This is a genomic window from Candidatus Delongbacteria bacterium (assembly GCA_020634015.1).
In the GTDB taxonomy this organism is placed as follows: Bacteria; CAIWAD01; CAIWAD01; order CAIWAD01; family CAIWAD01; genus JACKCN01.
The window spans coordinates 190,269-211,716 of sequence record JACKCN010000003.1 but is presented as its reverse complement, the minus strand read 5'-3'; the positions used below and the strand labels follow the sequence as shown (position 1 = coordinate 211,716).

The window sequence follows — 21,448 nt, the reverse complement described above, 5'->3', positions numbered from 1 at the left end:
CGCAGCCGCGTCTCGACATGCGTTGCGGATCACGTTCTTCAGAAAATCGACAGGGAGCATGCTCACCTCCGCACTGGTATCGTGTACCTGCTTCCTGTTGCGGCGGAAGCTGCACCATGATACACCCCGGTCAGGCCGGGTGCAACGAAATTCCGGAGTGCGCGATCCGTGAAAGACAGAAGGGCACCCCGCGGGGTGCCCTTTCATCAGAATCCTGTGTCATGAGCGATCAGTTGCAGATATGCACGATCCGGTAGAAACGATGAGGCGCTCCCAAAGCGTTGGCGTCGGTCCAGCTGCCCAGGCTGGCGTCCACGGTGGCCAGGGGCAGGAAGCCCGCATAGGCATCCAGGGAGGCTTCGATGCGGATCTGGCCACTGTCGGGCGTCCAGCTGAGCATGATGTCGCTGCCACTGGGCTCCACCGACATGGGCCTGGGCGGACAGGGCGCGGTGAACACGAGCATGCACAGATTCAGCTCGTCGTACAGCTCACCGCCATTGGCCCACCAGGAATCGTAGCTCACGCCATCGTAGAACGAACTGAATCCGTCGTAGCCACCGGGTTCGCCGGCATAAAAGCCGATCCGGTCGGCGGGGCCATCTCCGGTGAAGCTCAGCCCGATGCTGAAATCCTGGCCGGGCGTCACGGCGTACCCGAGACCGCTCATGTCAAAATCGTTGTAGCCGTCAAGCAGCAGATCGGTGTCCACGTCCAGTTGCCCCTGCAGCAGGGTGGGTTGCCCCAGACCGTCGGCGTGCAGCACGCTCAGGCTCAGCACGCCCGCGTGATCCGGAAATGCACTGGTGTTCAGGTTGAGGGTCACCTGGCCCAGCACACCGGCGGTCGCAGGCACGAAGAGCTGGTAATACTCCAGCGCGATGCCATTGATGTCGGGCAGGCTCAGCAGCAGCGAACTGCTGCCGTGGTGACACTCCAGCCCATCGATGCAAGGGCCGGAGCGCAGGGCGAAGCTGAAGGGCAGCCCGTTCCAGTTGAAGGCGTCCACGACCACGTAGTACTCGCCCGCCGGATAGACGCCCGAAATGCTCTCGCTGCTGCCGATCAGCCAGGGCATGGCCAGACAGTCGGCCGGGTCGCAGCTGCCCAGCAGGATCAGGTCCAGCTGGTTGCTGTCCTCGGAACTGAGACTGAGGTCCAGCAGGCCGCCCGGGTGATTGAGCACGTAAATCACTTCCGGAGCGCTCTCGCCGCTGAAGCAGTACTCGCCCCAGAGATTGCCGTTCTGCGATTGCTCCGAGTTGCCGAAAGCCAGCTCATCGCAGCCCAGGGGAATCGCGCTGGCGCAGTAGTCGGCCTCGCCCGGGCAGATGGCGCTCAGCTCGAAGGTGAAGGGCTGCCCATTCCAGCCGTAGGCATCCACGACCACGTGATACGTGCCCGCGGGATAGTCGCCGGAAATGGTCTCGTCGCTGCCCACCAGCCAGGGCATGGCCAGGCAGTCCTGGCTGTCGCAGCTGCCCAGCAGAATCAGGTCCAGCTGTTCGCTGTCGGTGGAACTGAGCTGCAGATTCAGCGGTCCGCCCGGGTGCTCCAGCGAGTAGATCACTTCGGGGCCGCTGTCGCCGCTGAAACAGTAGCTGCTCCAGGCATTGCCGTTCTGCGAATCGTCGCTGGAGCCCACCACCGTGCTGCCGCAGAGCAGGGGAATGGCGTTGGCGCAGAGGTCCACATTGCCCAGGCAGCTGGTTTCCAGGGTGTAGGTGAAGGGCTGGCCATCCCAGCCATAGGCGTCAACGACCACGTGATACGTGCCCGCAGGGTAACTGCCGGAAATGCTCTCGCTGCTGCCCACCAGCCAGGGCATGGCCAGACAATCGGCCTCATCACAGCCGCCCAGCAGGATCAGGTCCAGCTGGCTGGAGTCGCCGCTGTTCAATGTCAGGGTCAGCGGGCCGCCACCGTGCTCGAGGACGTGGATGACCTCGGGGCCCGTGTCGCCGCTGAAACAGTAGTTGGACCAGGTGTCGCCGTTCTGGGACAGGGCCGACGAGCCATTGAACACCTCGTTGCAGGACAGCACCACCGCGTTGTCGCACAGAGTGCGGTTGTCGCGCGGGCTGTCGTTGGCGGGACGCTGGTCCGCATCGCCATTGAGTGTCTGGTTCGGTCTCGGCTGGTGCATGGCAGAATCGGTCGACATGGGCAGATCCGCGGTCCGTCCCGCTCCGGCAAGCAGCAGGGTGACCAGCGATGGGGCAAGCAGTGTGCGCATGGATGTCCTCATGGATGATGGGGGAAAACACCTCGCCAAAGCAAAATCCGGGCCGCCCGCCCGAAGCGGCCCGGGTCGAGAATCCCGTCACGTCCGTGAAGGATTCGTCAACATGTCGATGGTGAGTTCGCGGATGCTCGCCCAGAATTGAACACTGCGAACAAGGATCCGGGCAGGCGCGATGGCCCCGCTCAGCGCACCAGGCTGAGCTTGCGCGTGCGGCACTGGCCCAGGGCTTCCAGACTGACGAAGTAGAGTCCCGAGGGCAGATGGCCCGCGTCGAAGCGCAGCTCGTGGGATCCCGCGGCGGTGGGGCCCTCGAGCAGGGTTGCCACCCGCTGGCCCGCCAGGTTGTAGACGCACAGGCGAGCCTGGCCTGCATGGGCCAGGGTGAAACTCAGGCGCGTGCTCGGGTTGAAGGGATTGGGCTGGCCCGCCGAGAGCGTGATCGCGCCGGGAAGTCCGCGGCCGTCGGGGGCCGGCAGTCCGGTTCCCGCGCGCTGGAAGACGACCTCGAACTCGCCCCCATTGCCCGCGGGAATGTGCAGGGTGCGTTCCAGCGGATCGAAGTCCGTCCACGGCTCGCCTTCGTGCAGGATCTGGGCGATCTGCAGCTCTCCCTCTTCGATGGCGATCGGTGTCAGCCGGATGTTGCGCTCCAGTTCCGCCGACACGAAGCGGTAGCGCAGCGTGGCCGGGTCGCCGTGCAGCAGCAGCTTGCCGTAGAGGTAGGCGTAGTAGCCCGTCTCGATGGAATGATAACCCGCCTTGCCGCCGCCGCCCTTGTTCAGGCCCCATGTCTCATTGCCCCGGATGGTGCGGTTCTCGTAGATCTCGCCGTAGACGGGGTCGACGAAATGGTCCATGAAGAACACCAGGGTCTCGTCGGCCATCTGCAGCTGGCGTTCGTCCTCGGACAGGCCATTCAGCATCAGTCCGGCCACCACGGCCTGCTCCATCTGCCACCAGGCCTTGGCCGTGTCCGGATTGCTCCACATCAGCATCTGGCCCGTGACACGGTTGAAGTCCTTGTACGGGCCACCATATTCATGGTCGTAGCCCAGATCCCAGACGTTATCGAAGAGAGTATGGGACGCATCAAGCCATTGCGGATTGCCATCCAGCCGGTAGGTGCGGCCCAGACACCAGGCGGTCTTCAGCACATGGCCCATGATGGTCATGGTCTCGCCGTTGTCGGGCTGCCAGTCGGGGTTGTATTCCTCGACGAAGCCGATGGCCTGCGCGGGCATCGACGCCACCAGATGTGACACCATCTGCCCGGCAAGGGTCTGCAGGCGCTGGCGGTACTGGGGCTCGCCGGTCATCAGGTCCATCAGCAGCACATGGGTCGTCACCGCGTCCACGGTGGCGTTGAAGCTCTTGCCGCCCGGATTGCCGTTGCTGCTGTTGGTGTGATCCCAGTAGCCTTCCAGTCCGGGTCGATCGTCCCAGAAATGCGCTTCCAGGTGCTCGATGCCCGCCAGCAGGGCCGCCAGCATCTCGGGGTCTCCCGTCGCCTCCACATAGGCCGCCAGCCCCAGCAAGGCGTAGTGCGCGTCAAAGGCGCTGCGGCTGTCGTTGGGCGAGGTGGGCAGGCCGTTCTCGCCCAGCGAACTGACCCAGCCTCCGCCGTTGGCGGTGTCCCAGGCGTGTGCCAGCATCCAGACCAGCGCCTCGTGAGCGCGATCCAGGTAGCTCTGTTCACCCGTGAGCTGGAAGGCCCGCACCAGTCCGTAGGCGTTGCGGGTCTGGGTCAGCAGGTTCTTGTTGCGCCCCCAGGCACTGATCACCTGTCCCGTACGATCGATGTTGGTGTAGAAGCCGCCCTGGACCGGGTCCCAGGTGGGCATCCAGAAACGCGCGCAACTGTCCACATAGGAGATGTTGCGCTCGGGATGGGCCAGATGGTCACTGAGGAACTGGGCTGGTGCACTTCCCGCCAGAAGCAGGAGGGCCAGCAGGGTGCGCAGGAAGACAGGCATGAGGACTCCGGAGCTGAATGTGCGGGACAGCCCCAACATAGGAAGTGCCGCGTCCCCGGGCGACTCATCAGGAAATGGATGCGGGAATCGCAAGGCTCACGTTGCTCAGGCCCGGAGATGGGTGTCGCAGACCCGGCGGAAGTGATGGCCGTAGATCGCCAGCGTCACGGCCAGCTGCATCGAGCGCGGGCGGTGGAAGAGGGTCCAGCGCAGCAGCCGCCAGAAGTGGAAGCGTTCGCGTCCCAGCACGCCCAGTCGCCAGAGGCTGCGCAGGAAGGCGGTGCCGCGATCCAGATCCAGCGGGGCGCGCACGCTGGGGCGTTTCATTTCCCTGAGGAAGGTACGCACGCGCGCGTAATACACTTTCGGTTTGTACAGGTGCAGCATCAGCGCGCGGTAGTTGTCGCGCAGGGAGTCCGATGCCGTCAGCGGCAGGATGTTGGTGCGCCCGTCCACATTGTTGCCGTAGTCCTCGCTGAGGATGCGCCCAGCCGCCCGCATGCGCGCGTGCAGCCTTGTGCCCGGAGGGGCCTGCAGCAGCCCGACCATGGCCGTGACGATGCCCGAGCGCTGGATCAGGTCGATCTGGCGCTGGAACACACCGGGACTGTCGTTGTCGAAGCCCACGATGAATCCGCCCTGAACCTGCATGCCCGCCCGCTGGATGCGCTGGGTGTCGGCCACCATGTCGCGGCCCGTGTTCTGGCGCTTGCCGCATTCGGCAAGGGCGTCGTCCTCGGGTGTTTCCAGCCCGATGAACACCGTGTCGAAGCCCGCGGCGGCCATCAGGGCCATCAGCGTGGCGTCATCGGCCAGATTGATCGAGACCTGGGTATTGAAGGGCATGCCCTTGCGTGGTTGTCCTGAAGGCCCGTTCATCCGCCAGTCGACCAGCGCGGGCAGCAGGTCCCGCAGGATGCGCGGCCGGTTGCCGATGAAGTTGTCATCCACGAAGAACACACCCTTGCGCCAGCCCAGGTCCCAGAGCCGGTCCAGTTCGGCCAGCACCTGGGCCGTGGTCTTCTGGCGCGGCTTGCGCCCCAGCAGGCTGGTCACGTTGCAGAAATCACAGTCGAAGGGACAGCCGCGCGAACTCTGGATCGAGGCGGTCATGTAGCCATCCAGCTCGGCCAGTTCCCAGAGCGGAAGCGGTGAGTGCTCCAGATCGGCGAAGCCCGTCGGGTGATACATGCGCCGGGCGGTTCCGGCCTCCAGGTCCGCCAGGAAGGGAGCCAGACTCAGCTCGGCTTCTCCCAGCACCAGATGATCCACCGCGGGAAAGAGTTCCGGCTCCATGGTGAAGAGCGGTCCGCCGCCCACCACTCGCAGTCCGGCCGTCTTGCAGCGCTCGATGGCATGCAGGGCTGAATCACGCTGTACGCTCATGGCACCGATGAACACGAGCTCGGCCCAGGCCAGATCGGCCTCCGAGAGAGGTCGGATGTTCAGGTCCACCAATCGCATGGGCCACTGGGCAGGCAGCAGCGCCGCCATGGTCAGCAGACCGAGGGGCGGCAGGGCCGTCTTGCGTCGGGTGAAGGAAATGGCGTGACGGAAGCTCCAGAAGGTGTCGGGAAATTCCGGATTGATCAGCAGACAACGCATGGCGGCTCTCCCGGGGCCACTCCTGCCGCGAACGGTTCGCGGCGGATCGGATGGCCCGACCGGTGGTCCACGCCACGAGGTCCCGGGAAGGGGAATCGGCTGCAGGCCGTGGGTGACACACAAGCTCCCGCTCCCGCGTCAGCGCCGCAAGCACTGCCTGCTGCCGGCAGGATCATCTCAGGGCGCCGTTCCAGTTGCGGGACACGAGGAGAGGCCGGATTTCCAAGCTGTGGGCGGGCAGCGGGATCCCAGGGGCGAGCCTCGGCGGGCAAAGATATCCGGGGGATGGAGAGTGCGGGCTGGCGTACTGCGGTGCCCAGCCTCAGGACTTGCGCGTGGGCAGACGCAGCAGATGCTGAGTGACCGCCACACCGATGCCCAGCAGCAGGAGCTTCACCCAGAACATGTGGGGTGGAATGTGCCGGACGATGGACACAGCCAGCATGACCCACAACAGCGAGAGCGAGACCACCTTGTGCGCCAGCGAGAGTCCTTCTCCCGCCCGGTAACGCCGCAGCACTTCGCCGAAGAAGCGGTTGTGCAGCAACCAGTGATGCAGGCGCGGACTGCTGCGCACGAAACAGGCGGCCGCCAGCAGCAGAAAGGGCGTGGTGGGCAGCACGGGCACCACCACTCCGATCAGGCCCAGGGCCACGGACAGGATACCGGCTGCGATCAGCAGCCCGCGAATGAGTGGATTGCGTACCAGGTGCGTCTCCTCCACGCAGAAATCACGGCGGTGGCCCAGGTCCCATCGTTGGCATCGGAAGGTTGCTGGTGTGAGTCAGTGCCGGCAGAAATGTACTCAGAGCCCGGGAACTGTGACTCAGGTCCGGGTCTGGCCCAGCGTGCGGTGCAGGATCGCCGGAGGCTGAATGCCCTGCTCGGCGAAAGCCTTCATCACGCGGAACTGCACATCGGTCTCGAAAGCCTTCTCGTAGCGGCAGTCGAAGACATAGGGCCGCGCCGTCAGCTGCAGGGCCACATAACTGTCCAGGATGACCTGGCGCGCCATCACGGGCACATCCTTGTCCAGATGCACATAGGAACTGGTGAGACAGGCCTCGCGGATGATCTCGCAGGCGCGCTCGTTGTCCTGGCCGATGCCGATCCAGAAGTTCATGGGCACCTGCATCTCCAGCGCGCCATAGTTGCCGCTGGCCGTGACATCGGTCAGGATCTTGTTGTTGGGAATGGTCACGATGTTGTGATCCAGCGTATTCATCTGCACGCTGCGCAGGCCGATCTTGACCACATCGCCATACTCGCCGGCATAGGAAATGCGGTCACCCACCTGGAAGGGCCGGTCGAACATGATGGTGATGCCCGCGATGAAGGCCGCCACCAGATCGCGCATCGCGAAGCCCACGGCAAAGGCCAGCGCGCCTCCGATCACGGTCATGGCCGTCTTGTCCAGCCTGATGCTCAGACTCACACAGAGCGCGGCCGCCACGATGTAGATCAGGAAACTGGTGGCCGACTCCACTTTCTGGATCGTGGGACGCCGGTTGGTGAAGCTGCGGCTGAGCCGCTCGGCCAGGTCGCCCACGATGCGGCGCAGGATGGCTGCTCCCATCAGCACCAGAATGGACAGGGTCACGCCGCCCCAGCGGATGAAGTTCGCCAGCTGCCCCAGATCCGGTGCATCCTGCGTCTGGGCGGTGGCAACCAGCGGCAGGGCGATCAGCAGTGTGATACCGATGCGTGTGGGCCAACGACGGTTCATGAGGGGGTCTCCTCCCGGAGCTTCAATGACTGGCCAGCAGGTGACGTCGCTGGAGGAATCGGGTGATCGCCCGGAACCAGGCCCAGGACACCCGGTAGCGCTCGCCTTCCCGCAGGAAGTACCCGCGCGCCAGCCCGTAACGCAACGCATTCTCGACCTGGGACAGCCCAAGCATCGTCGCGCGCACCACATCCTCGACGCGCACGGGTTCCATCTGGATCACGGCCCGCAGCACGAAGACCGCCGGATCGGGCAGCTGTTCCAGTTCCCGGGTGTCCGGGGCCTGGAAGAGTTTCACGAACACCCGGCCATCCTCGCCAACGCCCAGCGAACGCCGCCACATGTGCAGGGCGACTCCCGGGTTGCCCGAGGAGTAATCCCAGAGCAGGCGATAGTAGCCCGCGGATGCACGGGCGAGGGCTTCTTCACGATCGTACTCGTCGGCATCGGTGGGCAGCGGCTCCAGCATGTGCTCGAAGTCCGGCTCGATGCCCGCCTCCCTGCTGCGTGTGACAAGCAGATTGGAAATGTCCTCTTCGCGCCAGGAACCGAGCATGATCACATCATCGAAGAGCGGACGGGAGCCACGCGCACGCACCAGAAAGCGCCAGATCACTTCGTCCATGGCAAAGAACCAGGCGCACTGGGTGCTGTTGTGGCGGGCCACGTCCACGATGTGATCGAACTGGGTCAGACCGCCCATCATGGGCTGGATCAGCAGGTGCGCGTTGTCGATCAGCAGAGCCGGATCCCGTTCCGGTTGGTTCAGGGCGGCCGCACAGGTTTCCAGCGTGCTGTTCGCGTCCAGGGCCAGGCGAGACGCAAAGGCCTGGCGCAGCCCTTCGGGACCGGTCACGGGACAATCCAGCAGGAGTGTGTCGGGATGCAGCTCCTGCACCCGGTGCAACACGGCGGACTTGCCACCACCGCGTTCGCCCACCACGGCGAAGACTCCCCCGCCCGTGCGCCGGATCCGTTCCAGCACACGCTGGACCTGGGCATCCCCTTCGCCACTGACATCGTTCGCGGACTGATGCTCGGGCCCCATGATGCTGAAGACGCTCGCCGGCAGCTCGGCGAATTGCAGTCCGGACTTCTCGTCGGCCAGACGATCCATGCCGCGCCGGAAAAGCCAGGCCAGGGTGCGGCGAGTCAGATTGAAGCGACTGACCCGGTTGCGCAGGATGCGCAGCGCACCGCGCGTGAACAGGTAGACACCTCCCGCGGCCACGGCGGGGAAACTTTTCCAGCCGCTGCGGTTCTGCAACACCCAGCGCTCGAGCGGGCGTTTCTTGCGGTTGGCGTCGATGCGTTCCAGAATCACCACGCGCCACCAGCGCAGGATCACCAGCGCCACGGGAATCGCCGCGAACCAGCAGATCGAGAAGACCCAGTTGTAAATGGTCCCACGTCCCACCAGCTGGATGCTGAGCACCAGGATCAGTCCGAAGACCACCACCGTGCGTCCCACCAGACGCAGCGAACGCAGGCGCAGTGTTCCATGGGGCGAAAGCGCGCCCAGCGGACGGGTCTGTTCCTGATGACTGGCGATGGTGTTGATCACATCCACGGCCAGAGCTCCGCCGAAGGCCCAGAAGAGAACCGTGGCCAACAGACGCACTTCAAGTTGCGCCGCCGTCTCGGTGGGCAGGGCCCAGACCAGCAGGATCACCAGCAACAACCAGTCCAGCGGTCCACGGATCTGGCGCAGCGAGTCCAGCACGATGATCAGGCGGCTGGGCAACACCGCCCGCTGGCGCCGATCCTCCTCGCGGATCCGCTCGCGCCACTGCTGCAGCAACTCATCCCCGCGCTTGCGCCACCAGAGAAACAGCCCAAGGGTGAAGATCCACTTCAGCAACACCATGCCGAAAGTGACCGCCGACCAACCCAGAGTCGAGCTGGAACTGCCCAGAGTCGTGATCCAGTTGCGGCTGACCATCAGATGGTAGCTCAGCACCAGGCTGACCTGGCGAACTTCGGCGAGAGCCTGGTCCAGGCCGTCCGCGCCGAAGTGGATGATCCGGCCCCGGCGCTCGGAACTGAGGAAGCCCAGCAGTTTCAGGCGGTCGGCATTCAGGGCGCGCACGTCATCGTACAGTTGGCCGGCCTGATCCAGACGCAGGCGCCGCTCACGCAGGCGCAACTGCACGCTGGTGGCGTCGATTTCCAGACGGATGCGATCAATGGCCGTGCGATCCACGCCGGACATCAGGCTGCCCAGTGGATCCTCGCCAGCGGTGGGAACCACACTGGGCGCTGCGACCATGGAAATGGCACGGGCCAACTGGTCACGCGACGTCCGCAGGTGCTGGCGCAGTTCGTCGTACAGACCATCGGCCGAATCGGCAATCTGGCCCGCATCCTGCAACTCACGGATCCGCCGGTGATACGAGAGGCTGAGTTCGCCGCCCAGAGCCAGTGCCTGGCGAGCCCGCAGCATGTCGGCGCTCACGCTTGCCTGTTCGGCCTGGATGCCCAGCAGGCGCGCCTGTTCTTCATTGATCAGGCGCTCGGCCTCGGTGCGGGCGTGGGCCGCTTCTTCGATGCTGCGCTGGCGCTCGGCCAATGCATCACGCTGGCGCTTTTCGGCCTGATCCAGTTCGGCTGCCTGGCGGGCTCCCGCCGTCTCACGCCAGCGCTGGGTCTGCTTCTGCACCAGGCTGTCGCGCCGTGCTTTGGGCAGCGAATAGAAATCCAGACGGGCGCGATCCAGACCCAGGCGCGCCGCAAGCAGCAGAGAATCGGCCCCGGCCTGCAGGGAGTCCGACGTGTCACCTTGTTGAGAATGGGTTTCGCCATCGCGCGCGTGTGTCGCCGGACGCCCGCCCGGCACAGGCCCTTGTTCCCCGAGCACGGCACCGAGACGCTCGACTTCCACCCGGATCGCCGCGTCGTCGTCCAGCGGCAGGTCGAACAGGTCGGCCGGAATGACTTCGGCCTGCAGCGTATCCCCCAGCAGATCACGGATCCGCTGCGAGGTGGCATGGAGGATCTGGACATCCGTCGTGTCCACGAAGACACGCATGGCACTGCTGTCCGCCGGACTGACGACCACGTCCGCCGGTCCCGAGTGCGCCAGGGACTCCGCCGGGGCCGATGCATCGGCCGGTGACTGGCCGAACGCACTCGTCACCCACACCAGACAACTGAGCCAGAGTCCATGTCGGAGAAGTTGCTGGATCATGCTGCGGTCTCCCGGTTCGCAATGTCAGAACGGCCCTGACAGCGGTCACGCCAGACTGGGACGAGGGGTTTGAATGGGCCCGTGCAAGTGGCGTTCAAGATGGCAATGCAGGGGCATTGATGACGGCAGTCCCCAAAGCTGCCCGACATGGGGCGGCCGGGCAGATGGATGTGATCGGGCCTGGATGCGCGTCTCGGGGCGTGCCAATGCGAAACCTATCCCACACGGCATGACCGGTACCGCCCAAGAGAACGCGCGGCCGAAGCCGCGCGTGTCATGATCAGTGTGCCAGGTAAGGTTCTGCAGTGTCCTCAGAACTGATTCAGCAGCGGACCGGCGGCCACCACGTCGGGGGGGCAGTCGGCGGCGAACTTGCGGAAGTTCTCGACGAAGAGGCTGCCCAGCTGGCGGTACTTCAGCCGGTAGGCCGCCTTGTCGGCCCAGGAGCTCTCGGGCACCAGCACGCTCTCGGGCACATTGGGGCAGCTCAGCGGCACCTGGAAGCCAAAGAGTGGATCGCGGCGATATTCGACCTCGTTCAGCCGACCGTCGAGGGCTGCGTCCAGCAGGGCGCGCGTGTGACGGATCGAGATGCGCTTGCCCACGCCGTAGGCCCCGCCCACCCAGCCGGTATTCACCAGCCAGCACTGCACTCCGTAGCGCTCGATCTTGCGGCGCAGCAGCTCGGCGTAGTATTCGGGCTTGTGCACCATGAAGGGGGCGCCGAAACAGGCGCTGAAGGTGATTTCGGGCTCCAGGCCCATGTCCAGCTCGGTGCCGGAAACCTTGGCCGTGTAACCGCTGATGAAGTGGTACAGCGCCTGCTCGGTGCTCAGTTTCGCGATCGGGGGCATCACGCCGCTGGCGTCGCAGGTGAGCATGATGATGTTCTTCGGGTGGCCCGCGCGTTTCTCGGGCACCGCATTGCCGATGAAGGAGAGCGGGTAGGAGGCGCGCGTGTTCTCGGTGCGCGTGTCGTCATCCAGATCCAGACGGCGGGTCACGGGGTCGTGCACCACGTTCTCGAGGATCGTGCCGAAACGATGCGTGCAGGCGTGGATCTCCGGCTCGGCTTCCGCGGACAGGTTGATCACCTTGGCGTAACAGCCGTTCTCGAAGTTGAAGACACCCTCGTCACTCCAGCCGTGCTCGTCGTCGCCGATCAGGCGCCGCCGCGGATCGGCCGAAAGGGTGGTCTTGCCGGTGCCCGAGAGGCCGAAGAACAGGGCCGTGTCACCGGCTTCGTCCACATTGGCCGAGCAGTGCATGGTCATCACGCCTTCGCGGGGCAGCAGGTAGTTGAGCACGGTGAACACACTCTTCTTGATCTCGCCCCCGTAACCGGTGCCGCCGATGATGGCCAGGCGGTGGTCGAAGGAAAGCAGGATGAAGGTGTCACTGCGCGTGCCGTCCAGCTCGGGAATGGCCTTGAAACTGGGCATGCTGATGATGGTGAAGTCCGGCACGTGGCGCCGGTACTCGTCGGCACCGTCAAGTGGAATGAACATGTTGCGCGCGAAGAGGCTGTGCCAGGCGTACTCGGTGATCACGCGGATCGGCAGGCGGTACTGCGGATCGGCCCCGCCCCAGCCATCCTGGACAAAGAGATCCCGCTCCTGCATGAAAGCCTGCAGGCGGTTGAGCACCTCACTGAACTTCTGGCTTGAGAAGGGCCGATTGTACTGGCCCCACCAGACCTCGGGGTCCGAGGAGGCTTCCAGCACCACGAACTTGTCGTTGGCCGCACGCGCGGTATGGGTGCCCGTGTTGACCACGATCGGGCCTTCCTGACTGATGCGCCCCTCACGACGGAAGAGGATTTCCTCGTAGAGGGCGGGCTCGGGCAGGTTCCAGTAGACGGTACCCAGGTTGGCAAGGCCGTGATTCACCAGGCCGTAATCGCTCTTGAGTTCCCGGGCGATCGCCGCGGCCGGGCTGCTGATTTTCAGATAGTTGATCATGGGAGTGTTCCTGGTTACCAGTTGCGCACGAGCTTGCGGTCGCCGATGAAGATCTCGTTGGGGGAATCGGGATCCAGCACCCACTTGATGCGTGCGATTCCTTCCATGATCTGTTTCACCGTGCCACAGGTCGAAAGCCGCAGATGCCCTTCGGCACCGAAGCTCACGCCGGGGACCGTGACCACCATCACCTTGTCCAGCAGGAGTTCGGCCAGTTTCACCGAATCCTTCTCGTAGGCGCTGAAGTCCGCCAGGCAATAGAACGTGCCTTCCGGTTCCTGCAGGATCACATTCTTGAAGGCCTGCAGCTCGCGGTTCATCACACGCGAGGTGTTCTGCAGGCTGAGACGCAGGTTCTCGATGGACCCCTGCAGACCGTTGAGAGCTCCCACGGCTCCCGCCTGCGAGAGGGCCGAGGCGCAGCTCGCGGTCTGGGCCTGCACGTTCACCATCACGTCCTGGACCTTGCGCGGCAGCAGGCTCCAGCCGATGCGGAAACCGGTCATGCCGTAGAGCTTGGACACACCGTTCACGATGATCATGCGACCGTCGTCGAAGCTCTTCTTCGCGAAACGGTTGGCGGGCGTCCAGGGATGTCCGTCGAAGACCAGCTTGTGGTAGATGTCGTCCACGATCAGCCAGATGCCCATCTTCTCGCAGAACTCCACCAGCTCCTGAATGAATTCCGCCGAGTAGACGGCCCCCGAGGGATTGTTGGGGCTGTTCACGATCAGCGCCTTGGTGTAACCCGTGACGCTGGCCATGATTTCCTGCATGCGCGGGTGAAAGCGCCCGTCCTCGGGATGCACGATCACCGGCTTGGCGTAATACATCTTCACCAGCTCGGGATAGCTGACCCAGTAGGGGGCCAGAATCACCACTTCGTCCTGGGGATCCAGCAGGGTGGCCAGGATCCCGGCCAGACTCTGCTTGGCACCCGCGCTGACCACCACGTTCTCGGGGGCCAGCACCAGGCCGTAGTTGTCCTCGGTGTAGCGCAGGATCGCACGCTTGAGCGCGGGAGTCCCGTCGGTGGGGGTGTAGCGGATGTCGGCGGACACCAGCTGGGCCGACGCCGCGCGCACGGCGTCGATGGGCGTCTTGCTCATGGGTTCGCCCGAACTGAGGTTGATCAGGGGCTGGCCGGCTTCCCGCAGCACGCGCGCTTTCTCATTCATGACCAGGGTCGGGGGAGCTGAAATGCTCCGCGCCAGTTGACTGATGCTCATGGCCGTTCCATTGTTGTGGGGTTGGACTGAAGAACGAAGGCCCAAGGAATGGCAATCGGGAGCGGACAATCATGACAATGATCATGCCGCGGGACGCCGCAGCATCTCCAGGAAGAAGGTTGGCGGCTGCGGGCGAGGAATCTCCCCGGATTGACCGAAAAAGCGAAGGCGCGGGGCAAGCCCCGCGCCTTGTGATCATCGCATGTCCGTCGAGTCGTTTCAGGCGTTCCGGGCGCGTTTCCAGGCCGAGTCGAGCACCAGCTTGCGCAGGAAGGTGATCAGGAAGAAACTCATCAGGGCTGCGGAAATGGGATTGAGACCAAGCAGTTTCCAGCCCCAGAGGAAGCCGGCCAGCCCGGACAGCAGCGACAGCGAATTCACCACGGTGCGCAGGTTGGCATCGAGCTGGCGGTGCTGTGCGGCTCCGATGTCCCCGGCGTCCTCCACGTGTCCGCTGACCGTGCGTTTCAGGTCGGGCAACATGTGCGCCGCGAAGAAACTGAGCAGGTAGGCCAGCGAGCCGATCAGAATCAGCATCTGGATCGACAGGGGGGCTCCTGATCGGGCCGGAAGGTCAAAGACACTTTCCTGGATCACACGCATGAAACCCAGCGCCAACCCGTTGTCGTACAGCCAGGCGCCGCTGGAATAGGAGAAGGAATAGGCCAGATTGGCCACGCTCATGAATCCGGCGAAAAGACTGCCCGCCGCGGCAACCGGGATCACCGCACCCACCAGGCTGAAGGTACTCATCCGGATCAGGCCGGTCACCGTGGCCAGCACGAAATTGTAGACACACATGTAGCCCAGGCGCACGCTGCTTTCCGGCAGGAAGGGCAGCATGGTATGCAGGCCGCCCGTGATCCGGCTGAACCAGGGGTCCACCACCAGATACTGGGTCAGGTTGATCACGATGCTGAGCAGGATGTAGATCTTGAACAGGTTCTTGAGCCCCATCCGGTCCTGCCAGCGCACACCCAGCCAGGCGAAGATGATGACACCCAGGAACAGCCCCAGATTGCTGGCCCCGTCGCCGATGCCCGCTTCGGTCTGCGTGAAGTGCAGGGAGTCCAGCAGGTAATTGGTCCAGAGCGCACCCATGGCCGGCTGGAAGTGGAAGAGAAAATAGAACACGATGATCCACAGCACGGGCCCTGTGTTCAGCCCTTCCCAGAAGTTGTTGATCGAATGGCCCAGGGGAATCGGCACCGCCTTGTCTCTGGGCAGGAACCACACCGCGGCGAGCACGGCCAGGGGCACGATCGCCAGCCCGAGCATCAGCCAGTGGAACTGCACGTGGTCGGCGATCCAGCCACCGGACACGGCGGCCAGAATCCCGGTGCCGTAGATCGCGGTCCAGCAGATGGCCTGGTTGAGACCCACGGTCGAGGCGCGGCTGCGGCCGGTGGCCTGGGCTTCTTCCTCGCCGGCCACCACGGTGGCACGGTCCACGGCCACATCGGTGGCGGCCAGCACCACAGAGAGCAGGAACATGAAATAGAAGAAGAGCTGGGCGCTCAGGTCCACCAGGGGAGTCAGCAGATAACCGGCCACGGCCATGGTCAGCAGGCTGAGCAGGATCACGCGTGTGCGACCCCAGGCGTCAATCAGGAAACCAATGATCGGCTTGAAGCTCCAGGCCAGGTAGGACTGGGAGAAATACAGCTGGGTGGCCGCCGGACTCAATCCATAGTCCACCGTGAAGTGCCGGAAGAAGGGCTGATAGGTGATGCCCTGAAAGGGATTGGCCAGGCCCTGCAGCACGTACTCGAGAGCGAATACCCGTTTCAGGGCCCTGAGTCCGCGGGCTTTCTCCGGATCGAGGGGGTCGTGATTGTCGGATGCTTGTTGTCCGCCTGGAACGGCGGTCCCCTGTGCGGACTGTGAATCGCTCATGAGCTCTCCATGGGCTGGGTTGGTGGGATGCGGATGCGAACCGGAACGGGCGACAAGGAGCTCAAGATAAAGTGTGCGGACAGCAGTTTAAGCAGGAAAGTGACCAAGCCCCATCTGACGGGACCGGCCGCTTCATGAAGCGGCCGGCCGGCAATGGGGAGGGATTCGTGGGGGGCAAGGTGTCAGGCGGCCTGCAGAAACACGGGCTGCACGTCGCTGAAGATTCGCCGGGTCTGCTCGATGAGCGAGTCGATGTCGGTCAGTTCCAGCTCGGCGATCTGCCAGGCACGAGTCCAGACGGGGGGCACGAAGCCCGACCCGCTGCTGCCGATGCGCAGGCTGTTGATGATCACATCGGCCAGGTGTACCACAGCCGCCAGCTCCTGATGCTCGTCGGCCGCGGAGGGCCGATGATGCCAGCGCACGGCTTCGACCAGGGCCGGAGGCAAGTGCCACTGTTCCATCAGGCAGGCACCCACATCGGCGTGCGTGAAACCGAAAATGTCCTTCTCGCTCTGAAACAGCAATTCTTCGCGCGAGCGGCTCTGCTCCAGTGCACGGGTCATGTCCGCGGGTTCGGCGAGACACATCACCAGTCGGCCCACATCGTGCAGCAGGCCGGCGACGAACAGACGCTCGGAGTCCACATCCAGTCCGTTCTCGGCAATGATGCGGGCACAGATCCCGGTGGCCAGGCTGTGTTTCCAGAAACTTTCCATGGTGATCAGGTTCTGGGGCACTCCATCGAAGACCCGGATCACCGAGGTGGCCAGGGCCAGATCCGAGAGCTGGCGTGTGCCTACCAGGGTCACCGCACGGGACACCGTGTCGATCTTGCGAGGAAATCCGTAGAACGCGCTGTTGACCAGTTTCAGCAGGCGCGCACTCAGGCCGGGGTCGGTCTGGATAACCTCGGAAATGGCCGCGGCGGAGCTGACCGGCTGTTGGATCACATCCAGCAGCCGATAGTACACATCGGGCAGCGAGCACAACTGCTGTTGTCTTGCCACCAGCTCAGCCGCGCTTGACACCATCGCCGGCTCCCTCGTTTCTGTGGGTTGTCATTTCCTTGCTCGCCTGCATCAGGTACCGACTGTAGGGGTCCGCCGGGTCCAGGAATCGGTGGCGGTCCACCGGTACGGGCCAGGGTTCCCCATCGGGCACATCGCGCACATCGGCTCCCCGCAGATCCAGGGAATGCACCCAATCGATCTGGGCGTCGGTCAACCGGGTGCCGGAATGCAGCAGCAGACGGCCGTGATTGTCCAACAGTTCTTCGCTGAGAATCATGCCCGCCTTCAGGTGAGCACTGCGCAACCAACTCATGTGTCGGTCTCCCGGACGTATGGGTCCTGCAGGGTGACTGAACTGCTATCGGCTGACACGGCTGGCGGATTTACCGCAAAAGCGCTTCGAACCCACTGGATTCCAAGCTGCATCCAGGAGCTTCTGGGGGGGGTGGTAGTGGATGCTGGTGCGGAATCCTATGCTCCCGCGCGCGCTGGGTTTGCGCGGCCTGGAGCCGTGCCTCCCCGAATCATGTGGCCAGCGATTGAGTCAGACAACCCGGAGAGTGCATGCGAGCGAATGCGCGGGTGATCGTGGTGGGTGCCGGTCCTTCGGGTGCAACGGCAGCCTGCCTGCTGGCACGGGCCGGCATCGAGGTGCTGCTGCTCGAGAAGCGCACTTTTCCTCGAGACAAGCTCTGCGGCGGATATCTTGCCGCCCGCACCATCGGGCTGCTTGAGGAACTGCACGGGAGTGCCCTTCCTGCCGGACTGTACCATGACACGCGTGATGCGTTCGCGATCCATCATGCCGGAGAAGCCATCGTCCAGCGCGAGCTGGGGGGCCGGATGGCCTTCGTCCAACGCCGGGAACTGGATCATTTCCTCGTCCGCCAGGCAGTCTCCGCCGGAGCCGTGCTGCAGGAACGCTGCGAGGTGGAGAGCATCACCGCCGTGGGTGGGGCGGTGGAAGTGCGGGCCAAGGATGGCACCGTACATCGTGCCGACTGGGTGATCGCCGCGGATGGTGCCCTGTCAAGACTGAGACGCTGTCTGGCACCCGGTGAGGGCGGACACCAGACCGCGCTGGAGCTCTCGATTCCTTCCGAACGCACGGACCCGGCCCGACTGGACTTCGGTCTCTTTCCCTGGGGCTATGCCTGGGACTTTCCCAAACGCGGCATGCGCATGGTGGGTGTCTGCGGGCCTCCCCAGCGGACCGGGGAGCAGAAAGCGCTGCTGGAAGCCTACCGCCTGCGTCTGGGTCTGCCCCGGGCCAAGGTCGACGGTTGGCCCCTGCCCGATCGCCCGATCCGCAGGCTGGCGCGCGGTCGTGTACTCTTCGTGGGAGATGCGGGCGGTCTCTGCGAGCCGATCAGCGGAGAGGGCATCTACTACGCTCTGCGTTCAGGTGAGCGGGCGGCGAGCGCCCTGCTCGCGGATGGCCTGGGCCAGGAGCCACGCCCGGAAGCGCGGGTGGCCGCCACGTATACGCACAGCATGGCCTTCGTGATGCGCCAGATCAGATTCTCGCTGCTCTTCAGGCCCCTGTTCCATCGCCCGGGATTCCAGCGTCGCATGCTGCAGGCGCTGGTGCATCTTCCCGAGCTGAAGGACATCGAGTGGACCGATGTGGCCCGTGTGGCATTGCGCGTGGGCATTCTGGGTCGCTGACCAACCACGTGATCCGTTCAGGGGATGAGCCCCTGGGTGTTGGTGTGGATCACCCAGACATCCATTCCGTTGCCCGTGGACGTGCCGGACATGCCGGCGGCCACCAGACCGCCATCGGCCGCAGGCAGCAAGGCCCGCAGTTCCTGCCCCAGTCCATCTCCGTGTGAGTGTTGCCAGAGGGTGCCCGAGCCGAAGGAAACTTCGGCCAGCAGGCCATCCAGGCCGTTGGACTGCGCGCCCGCGCTCCAGCCCGCCAACCACCAGTCACCTCCGGTGGACTTCAGCAGCCGGTGTGCGCTGTGTGGTGCATTCTGCTGCATCACACGGCTTTCCACCAGCACGCCCGTGTTGTCAGTGCGCCAGAGGGTGGCCTGTACCGCGGCGGGATCCGAGCCTGTTTCTCCGCATACCACCAGTCCGGCCCCGTCCTCTTTCAGATCCCAGGCATAGCCGGCTCCCAGGGACCGGGTCCAGCGCACGGTACCGGTCTGATCGGTGCTCACCAGCAGGGCTTCGCGGTTCGTGTCCGGTGTCCAGGCGCCGCAGATCCAGAGGTCGCCGGACTGTGTGTTCAGCAGGCGCTCGACGGTGCCGGTCTGCCCGCCCAGCGGGCTGCGATCCCAGACGATGGCTCCGGTGCCATCCAGTTCCATCAGGCGGGCCCCCGCCTGGGTGTTGGCGATGGCCAGCCAGCCCTGGCCGTCGGAGGTGGCGATCAAGTCGCTGATCGAGCCCTCGCCGTACTGGTCGATGCCACGACTGGACACGATGTAACCTCGGTGATTCAGCTTGGCGACCCAGGGATATCCGTCCAGCTTGCCGGCCACCATACTGCCGCCATCCACGGGCAGCACGGCATTGATCTGGCCATTTCCCGTACCGAAGCGCCAGGACCAGACCATGTCACCCTCGCGATCCAGGCGCATCAGCCAGGCCTGGTCGCCAGCACTGCCTCCAGCAAGCCAACCGTTGCCGACCGGGGCCAGTGTCTGGATCCAGTCATTTCCGCTGAGGTTGTGCGTCCGGTAGAAGTATCTGGGTTGGGCAGGTGCGGAGGCGCTGGCGGAGACGGTCACGGTCACGGGGTCGGAGACCACGATCGAGCTGTTGCTGGCCGCACCCCAGACCTCCAGTTCATGCTCCTGGTCGTCGGCCCAGGAACGGACATCCAGATCGTTGTCATAGGGGGAGTTGGTCGAAATGGCCACCTCTTCCCCATCCACGCGCAGCCCGACCACCACGAGACGGCCGAAATCTGAAGAAGCGATCTGGATCCGGGTTTCCTGCCGCAGGGTGTCGCCGTCGATGGGTGACACCAGTTGGATTCCGGACAGGGGGTTGTTGTCGTCGATGGTGCTGTCGTCGCAGGCCATGGGCAGCAATGCTCCCAGGCCAAGCAGCAGGAAGAGGATTCGTTTCACTTGAGGCTCCGTGCTTCGTCACTCCTTGCCCCGGCCGGGAGTGTGCCGGGGTGGTTGCATCAACCCTGTGGACATGGCGGGAGTTCCACGGGGCGGAAGATAGGGTTTCGGGGACAGGGCCGTGCCCGGGTCCGGGATGGTGCGGGTTGTTTGCTGACCGGTTTCGCGCCAAGACGCTACTTTCGGGACCTTCCATGCGCGTGCATGGGGCACGCGGACCAGTCACCAAGGAGAATTCCATGATTCAAGCCGGCAAGAAACTGCCCGCCTTCAGCCTGCCCGATCAGGACGGAACCACGCGCACCGCCAAGGATTTTCTGGGCGCTTGGTGGGTTCTGTATGCGTACCCCAAGGATCTGACTCCTGGATGCACCACCGAGGCCATCGATTTCACGGCCTTGAAGAAGTCCTTCGCGAAACTGGGAGCCCAGGTCGTCGGGATCAGCCCGGACACGCCGAAGAAGCACTGCTCCTTCATTGAAAAGAAGGACCTGCAGCTGATTCTGCTCTCGGACACCGAGCACAGCCTGCTGGAAGCTCTGGGGTTCTGGGGACTGAAGAAGTTCATGGGTCGCGAGTACATGGGCGTGCTGCGCAGCACTCTGCTGATCAACCCGGAAGGCAAGGTGGCCGAGGTCTGGAGCCCCGTCTCGGTGGCCGGACACGCCCAGGCCGTGCTCGACAGGTTGAAGGAACTGGCCTGAGCCATGCCCGAACTGCCCGAAGTGGAAACCGTGGTCCGGCAATTGCGACCGATGCTGGTGGGGCAGCGGATCCAGGGAGTGCGCATCCTTGATGCGAAACTGTTTGGCGACTACCGGCCGATCACCGGCGCGCTCATCGAGGACGTGCAGCGCGAGGGCAAGCAGATCCTGCTTTGCCTGAAAGGCCGCAAGGGGCCGCACTGGCTGGCCGTGCACCTGCGCATGACCGGACGCCTGCAACTGGCGAGCTTCGCCAGCGAGAATTCGCAACGCTTCCTGCGGGCCGAATTCAGTCTGGGCAGCGACCGTCTGCAATTCAGTGATACACGACGCTTCGGCACCCTGATTCTTGCGGGAAGTCGCGACGACCTGGCAGCCCCGGGAGTGGATCCCACCGGTTCAGCATTCACCACGACCCGCCTCGCGGCACTGCTGAACGGCAGTCGCAGCCCGCTGAAGACCTGGCTGCTGCGCCAGGACCGCATCACGGGCATCGGCAACATCTACGCCTGCGAGATCCTGTTCGAGAGCGGACTGCACCCCTTTCGTGCCGCAGGTTCGCTGGAACCCGATGAAATCAAGCGCCTGCACACAAGTACCCGCCGCGTGCTGCGCCGGGCGATCAAGGCCTGCGGCACGACCTTCGACAGCTTCCAGGATGCCCGCGGCGTGGAAGGCAGCTACCAGCGCTACCTGAAGGTCTACGGTCGCACGGGTGAATACTGCGGCGTGTGCGCCACGCCCATCGAACGCATCATCATGCAGCAACGGGGAACCTGGTGGTGCCCGCACTGCCAGCCGGTCCGCTGAGGCGGACCCA

The 21,448-nt window shown here is 64.4% G+C and carries 15 protein-coding genes; 3 read left to right on the top strand and 12 right to left on the bottom strand.

The genetic code is table 11. From position 1 onward, the window contains the following. Window positions 1-229: 229 nt before the first annotated feature. The 11 genes from H6678_07585 to H6678_07535 all read right to left on the bottom strand — a co-directional run bounded on the left by H6678_07585 (window position 230) and on the right by H6678_07535 (window position 17,148). Window positions 230-2,236: a hypothetical protein gene (locus H6678_07585; GenBank protein ID MCB9473656.1), complete on the bottom strand. Its 2,007-nt coding sequence runs from the start codon at window positions 2,234-2,236 to the stop codon at window positions 230-232. A gap of 191 nt (window positions 2,237-2,427) precedes the next feature. Next, window positions 2,428-4,218 carry an AGE family epimerase/isomerase gene (locus H6678_07580; protein ID MCB9473655.1) on the bottom strand — a complete coding sequence of 597 codons (1,791 nt, stop codon included), beginning with the start codon at window positions 4,216-4,218 and terminating at the stop codon, window positions 2,428-2,430. Between the two features lie 105 nt (window positions 4,219-4,323). Continuing rightward, entirely contained in the window at window positions 4,324-5,823 is a 1,500-nt protein-coding gene (locus H6678_07575; GenBank protein MCB9473654.1) for a B12-binding domain-containing radical SAM protein, read from the bottom strand. 322 nt (window positions 5,824-6,145) lie between these two features. Then, entirely contained in the window at window positions 6,146-6,514 is a 369-nt protein-coding gene (locus H6678_07570; protein MCB9473653.1) for a YbaN family protein, read from the bottom strand. A gap of 135 nt (window positions 6,515-6,649) precedes the next feature. Next, the gene (locus H6678_07565; protein ID MCB9473652.1) at window positions 6,650-7,549 is read right to left on the bottom strand and encodes a mechanosensitive ion channel; all 900 of its coding nucleotides are present in this window, start codon (window positions 7,547-7,549) and stop codon (window positions 6,650-6,652) included. 22 nt (window positions 7,550-7,571) lie between these two features. Then, a complete protein-coding gene (locus H6678_07560; protein ID MCB9473651.1) occupies window positions 7,572-10,736 on the bottom strand; it encodes an AAA family ATPase in 3,165 nt (1,054 codons plus the stop codon). 311 nt (window positions 10,737-11,047) lie between these two features. Beyond that, window positions 11,048-12,697, bottom strand: coding sequence for a phosphoenolpyruvate carboxykinase (ATP) (pckA, locus tag H6678_07555; protein MCB9473650.1), 1,650 nt, complete (start codon window positions 12,695-12,697; stop codon window positions 11,048-11,050). Between the two features lie 14 nt (window positions 12,698-12,711). Next, a complete protein-coding gene (locus H6678_07550) occupies window positions 12,712-13,926 on the bottom strand; it encodes an aminotransferase class I/II-fold pyridoxal phosphate-dependent enzyme (GenBank protein MCB9473649.1) in 1,215 nt (404 codons plus the stop codon). A gap of 219 nt (window positions 13,927-14,145) precedes the next feature. Beyond that, window positions 14,146-15,822 carry an MFS transporter gene (locus tag H6678_07545; GenBank protein MCB9473648.1) on the bottom strand — a complete coding sequence of 559 codons (1,677 nt, stop codon included), beginning with the start codon at window positions 15,820-15,822 and terminating at the stop codon, window positions 14,146-14,148. A gap of 182 nt (window positions 15,823-16,004) precedes the next feature. Then, window positions 16,005-16,856 (bottom strand): HDOD domain-containing protein, encoded by an 852-nt coding sequence (locus tag H6678_07540; GenBank protein ID MCB9473647.1) that lies wholly within the window; start codon window positions 16,854-16,856, stop codon window positions 16,005-16,007. Then, window positions 16,837-17,148 (bottom strand): hypothetical protein, encoded by a 312-nt coding sequence (locus H6678_07535; protein MCB9473646.1) that lies wholly within the window; start codon window positions 17,146-17,148, stop codon window positions 16,837-16,839. Before H6678_07535 ends, H6678_07540 begins: the two co-directional genes overlap by 20 nt. A gap of 251 nt (window positions 17,149-17,399) precedes the next feature. On the opposite strand from H6678_07535, the gene H6678_07530 reads away from it, so the two are divergent. Further along, window positions 17,400-18,503 carry a geranylgeranyl reductase family protein gene (locus H6678_07530; GenBank protein MCB9473645.1) on the top strand — a complete coding sequence of 368 codons (1,104 nt, stop codon included), beginning with the start codon at window positions 17,400-17,402 and terminating at the stop codon, window positions 18,501-18,503. A 17-nt stretch (window positions 18,504-18,520) separates the two neighbouring features. Here the strand turns inward: H6678_07530 and H6678_07525 are convergent, their stop codons facing one another. Further along, window positions 18,521-19,924, bottom strand: coding sequence for a hypothetical protein (locus tag H6678_07525; GenBank protein MCB9473644.1), 1,404 nt, complete (start codon window positions 19,922-19,924; stop codon window positions 18,521-18,523). 239 nt (window positions 19,925-20,163) lie between these two features. On the opposite strand from H6678_07525, the gene bcp reads away from it, so the two are divergent. Together bcp and mutM are read left to right on the top strand one after the other, a co-directional pair. Continuing rightward, a complete protein-coding gene (gene bcp / locus H6678_07520; GenBank protein ID MCB9473643.1) occupies window positions 20,164-20,628 on the top strand; it encodes a thioredoxin-dependent thiol peroxidase in 465 nt (154 codons plus the stop codon). A gap of 3 nt (window positions 20,629-20,631) precedes the next feature. Further along, window positions 20,632-21,438 (top strand): bifunctional DNA-formamidopyrimidine glycosylase/DNA-(apurinic or apyrimidinic site) lyase, encoded by an 807-nt coding sequence (gene mutM, locus H6678_07515; GenBank protein ID MCB9473642.1) that lies wholly within the window; start codon window positions 20,632-20,634, stop codon window positions 21,436-21,438. The last annotated feature ends 10 nt before the right edge of the window (window positions 21,439-21,448 follow it).

Bases quoted from the DNA above. Each gene is read 5' to 3' on its own strand.
- H6678_07585 (MCB9473656.1), bottom strand. From the start codon at position 2,236: ATGCGCACACTGCTTGCCCCATCGCTGGTCACCCTGCTGCTTGCCGGA.
- H6678_07580 (MCB9473655.1), bottom strand. From the start codon at position 4,218: ATGCCTGTCTTCCTGCGCACCCTGCTGGCCCTCCTGCTTCTGGCGGGA.
- H6678_07575 (MCB9473654.1), bottom strand. From the start codon at position 5,823: ATGCGTTGTCTGCTGATCAATCCGGAATTTCCCGACACCTTCTGGAGC.
- H6678_07565 (MCB9473652.1), bottom strand. From the start codon at position 7,549: ATGAACCGTCGTTGGCCCACACGCATCGGTATCACACTGCTGATCGCC.
- H6678_07560 (MCB9473651.1), bottom strand. From the start codon at position 10,736: ATGATCCAGCAACTTCTCCGACATGGACTCTGGCTCAGTTGTCTGGTG.
- pckA (MCB9473650.1), bottom strand. From the start codon at position 12,697: ATGATCAACTATCTGAAAATCAGCAGCCCGGCCGCGGCGATCGCCCGG.
- H6678_07550 (MCB9473649.1), bottom strand. From the start codon at position 13,926: ATGAGCATCAGTCAACTGGCGCGGAGCATTTCAGCTCCCCCGACCCTG.
- H6678_07545 (MCB9473648.1), bottom strand. From the start codon at position 15,822: ATGAGCGATTCACAGTCCGCACAGGGGACCGCCGTTCCAGGCGGACAA.
- H6678_07540 (MCB9473647.1), bottom strand. From the start codon at position 16,856: ATGGTGTCAAGCGCGGCTGAGCTGGTGGCAAGACAACAGCAGTTGTGC.
- H6678_07535 (MCB9473646.1), bottom strand. From the start codon at position 17,148: ATGAGTTGGTTGCGCAGTGCTCACCTGAAGGCGGGCATGATTCTCAGC.
- H6678_07530 (MCB9473645.1), top strand. From the start codon at position 17,400: ATGCGAGCGAATGCGCGGGTGATCGTGGTGGGTGCCGGTCCTTCGGGT.
- bcp (MCB9473643.1), top strand. From the start codon at position 20,164: ATGATTCAAGCCGGCAAGAAACTGCCCGCCTTCAGCCTGCCCGATCAG.
- mutM (MCB9473642.1), top strand. From the start codon at position 20,632: ATGCCCGAACTGCCCGAAGTGGAAACCGTGGTCCGGCAATTGCGACCG.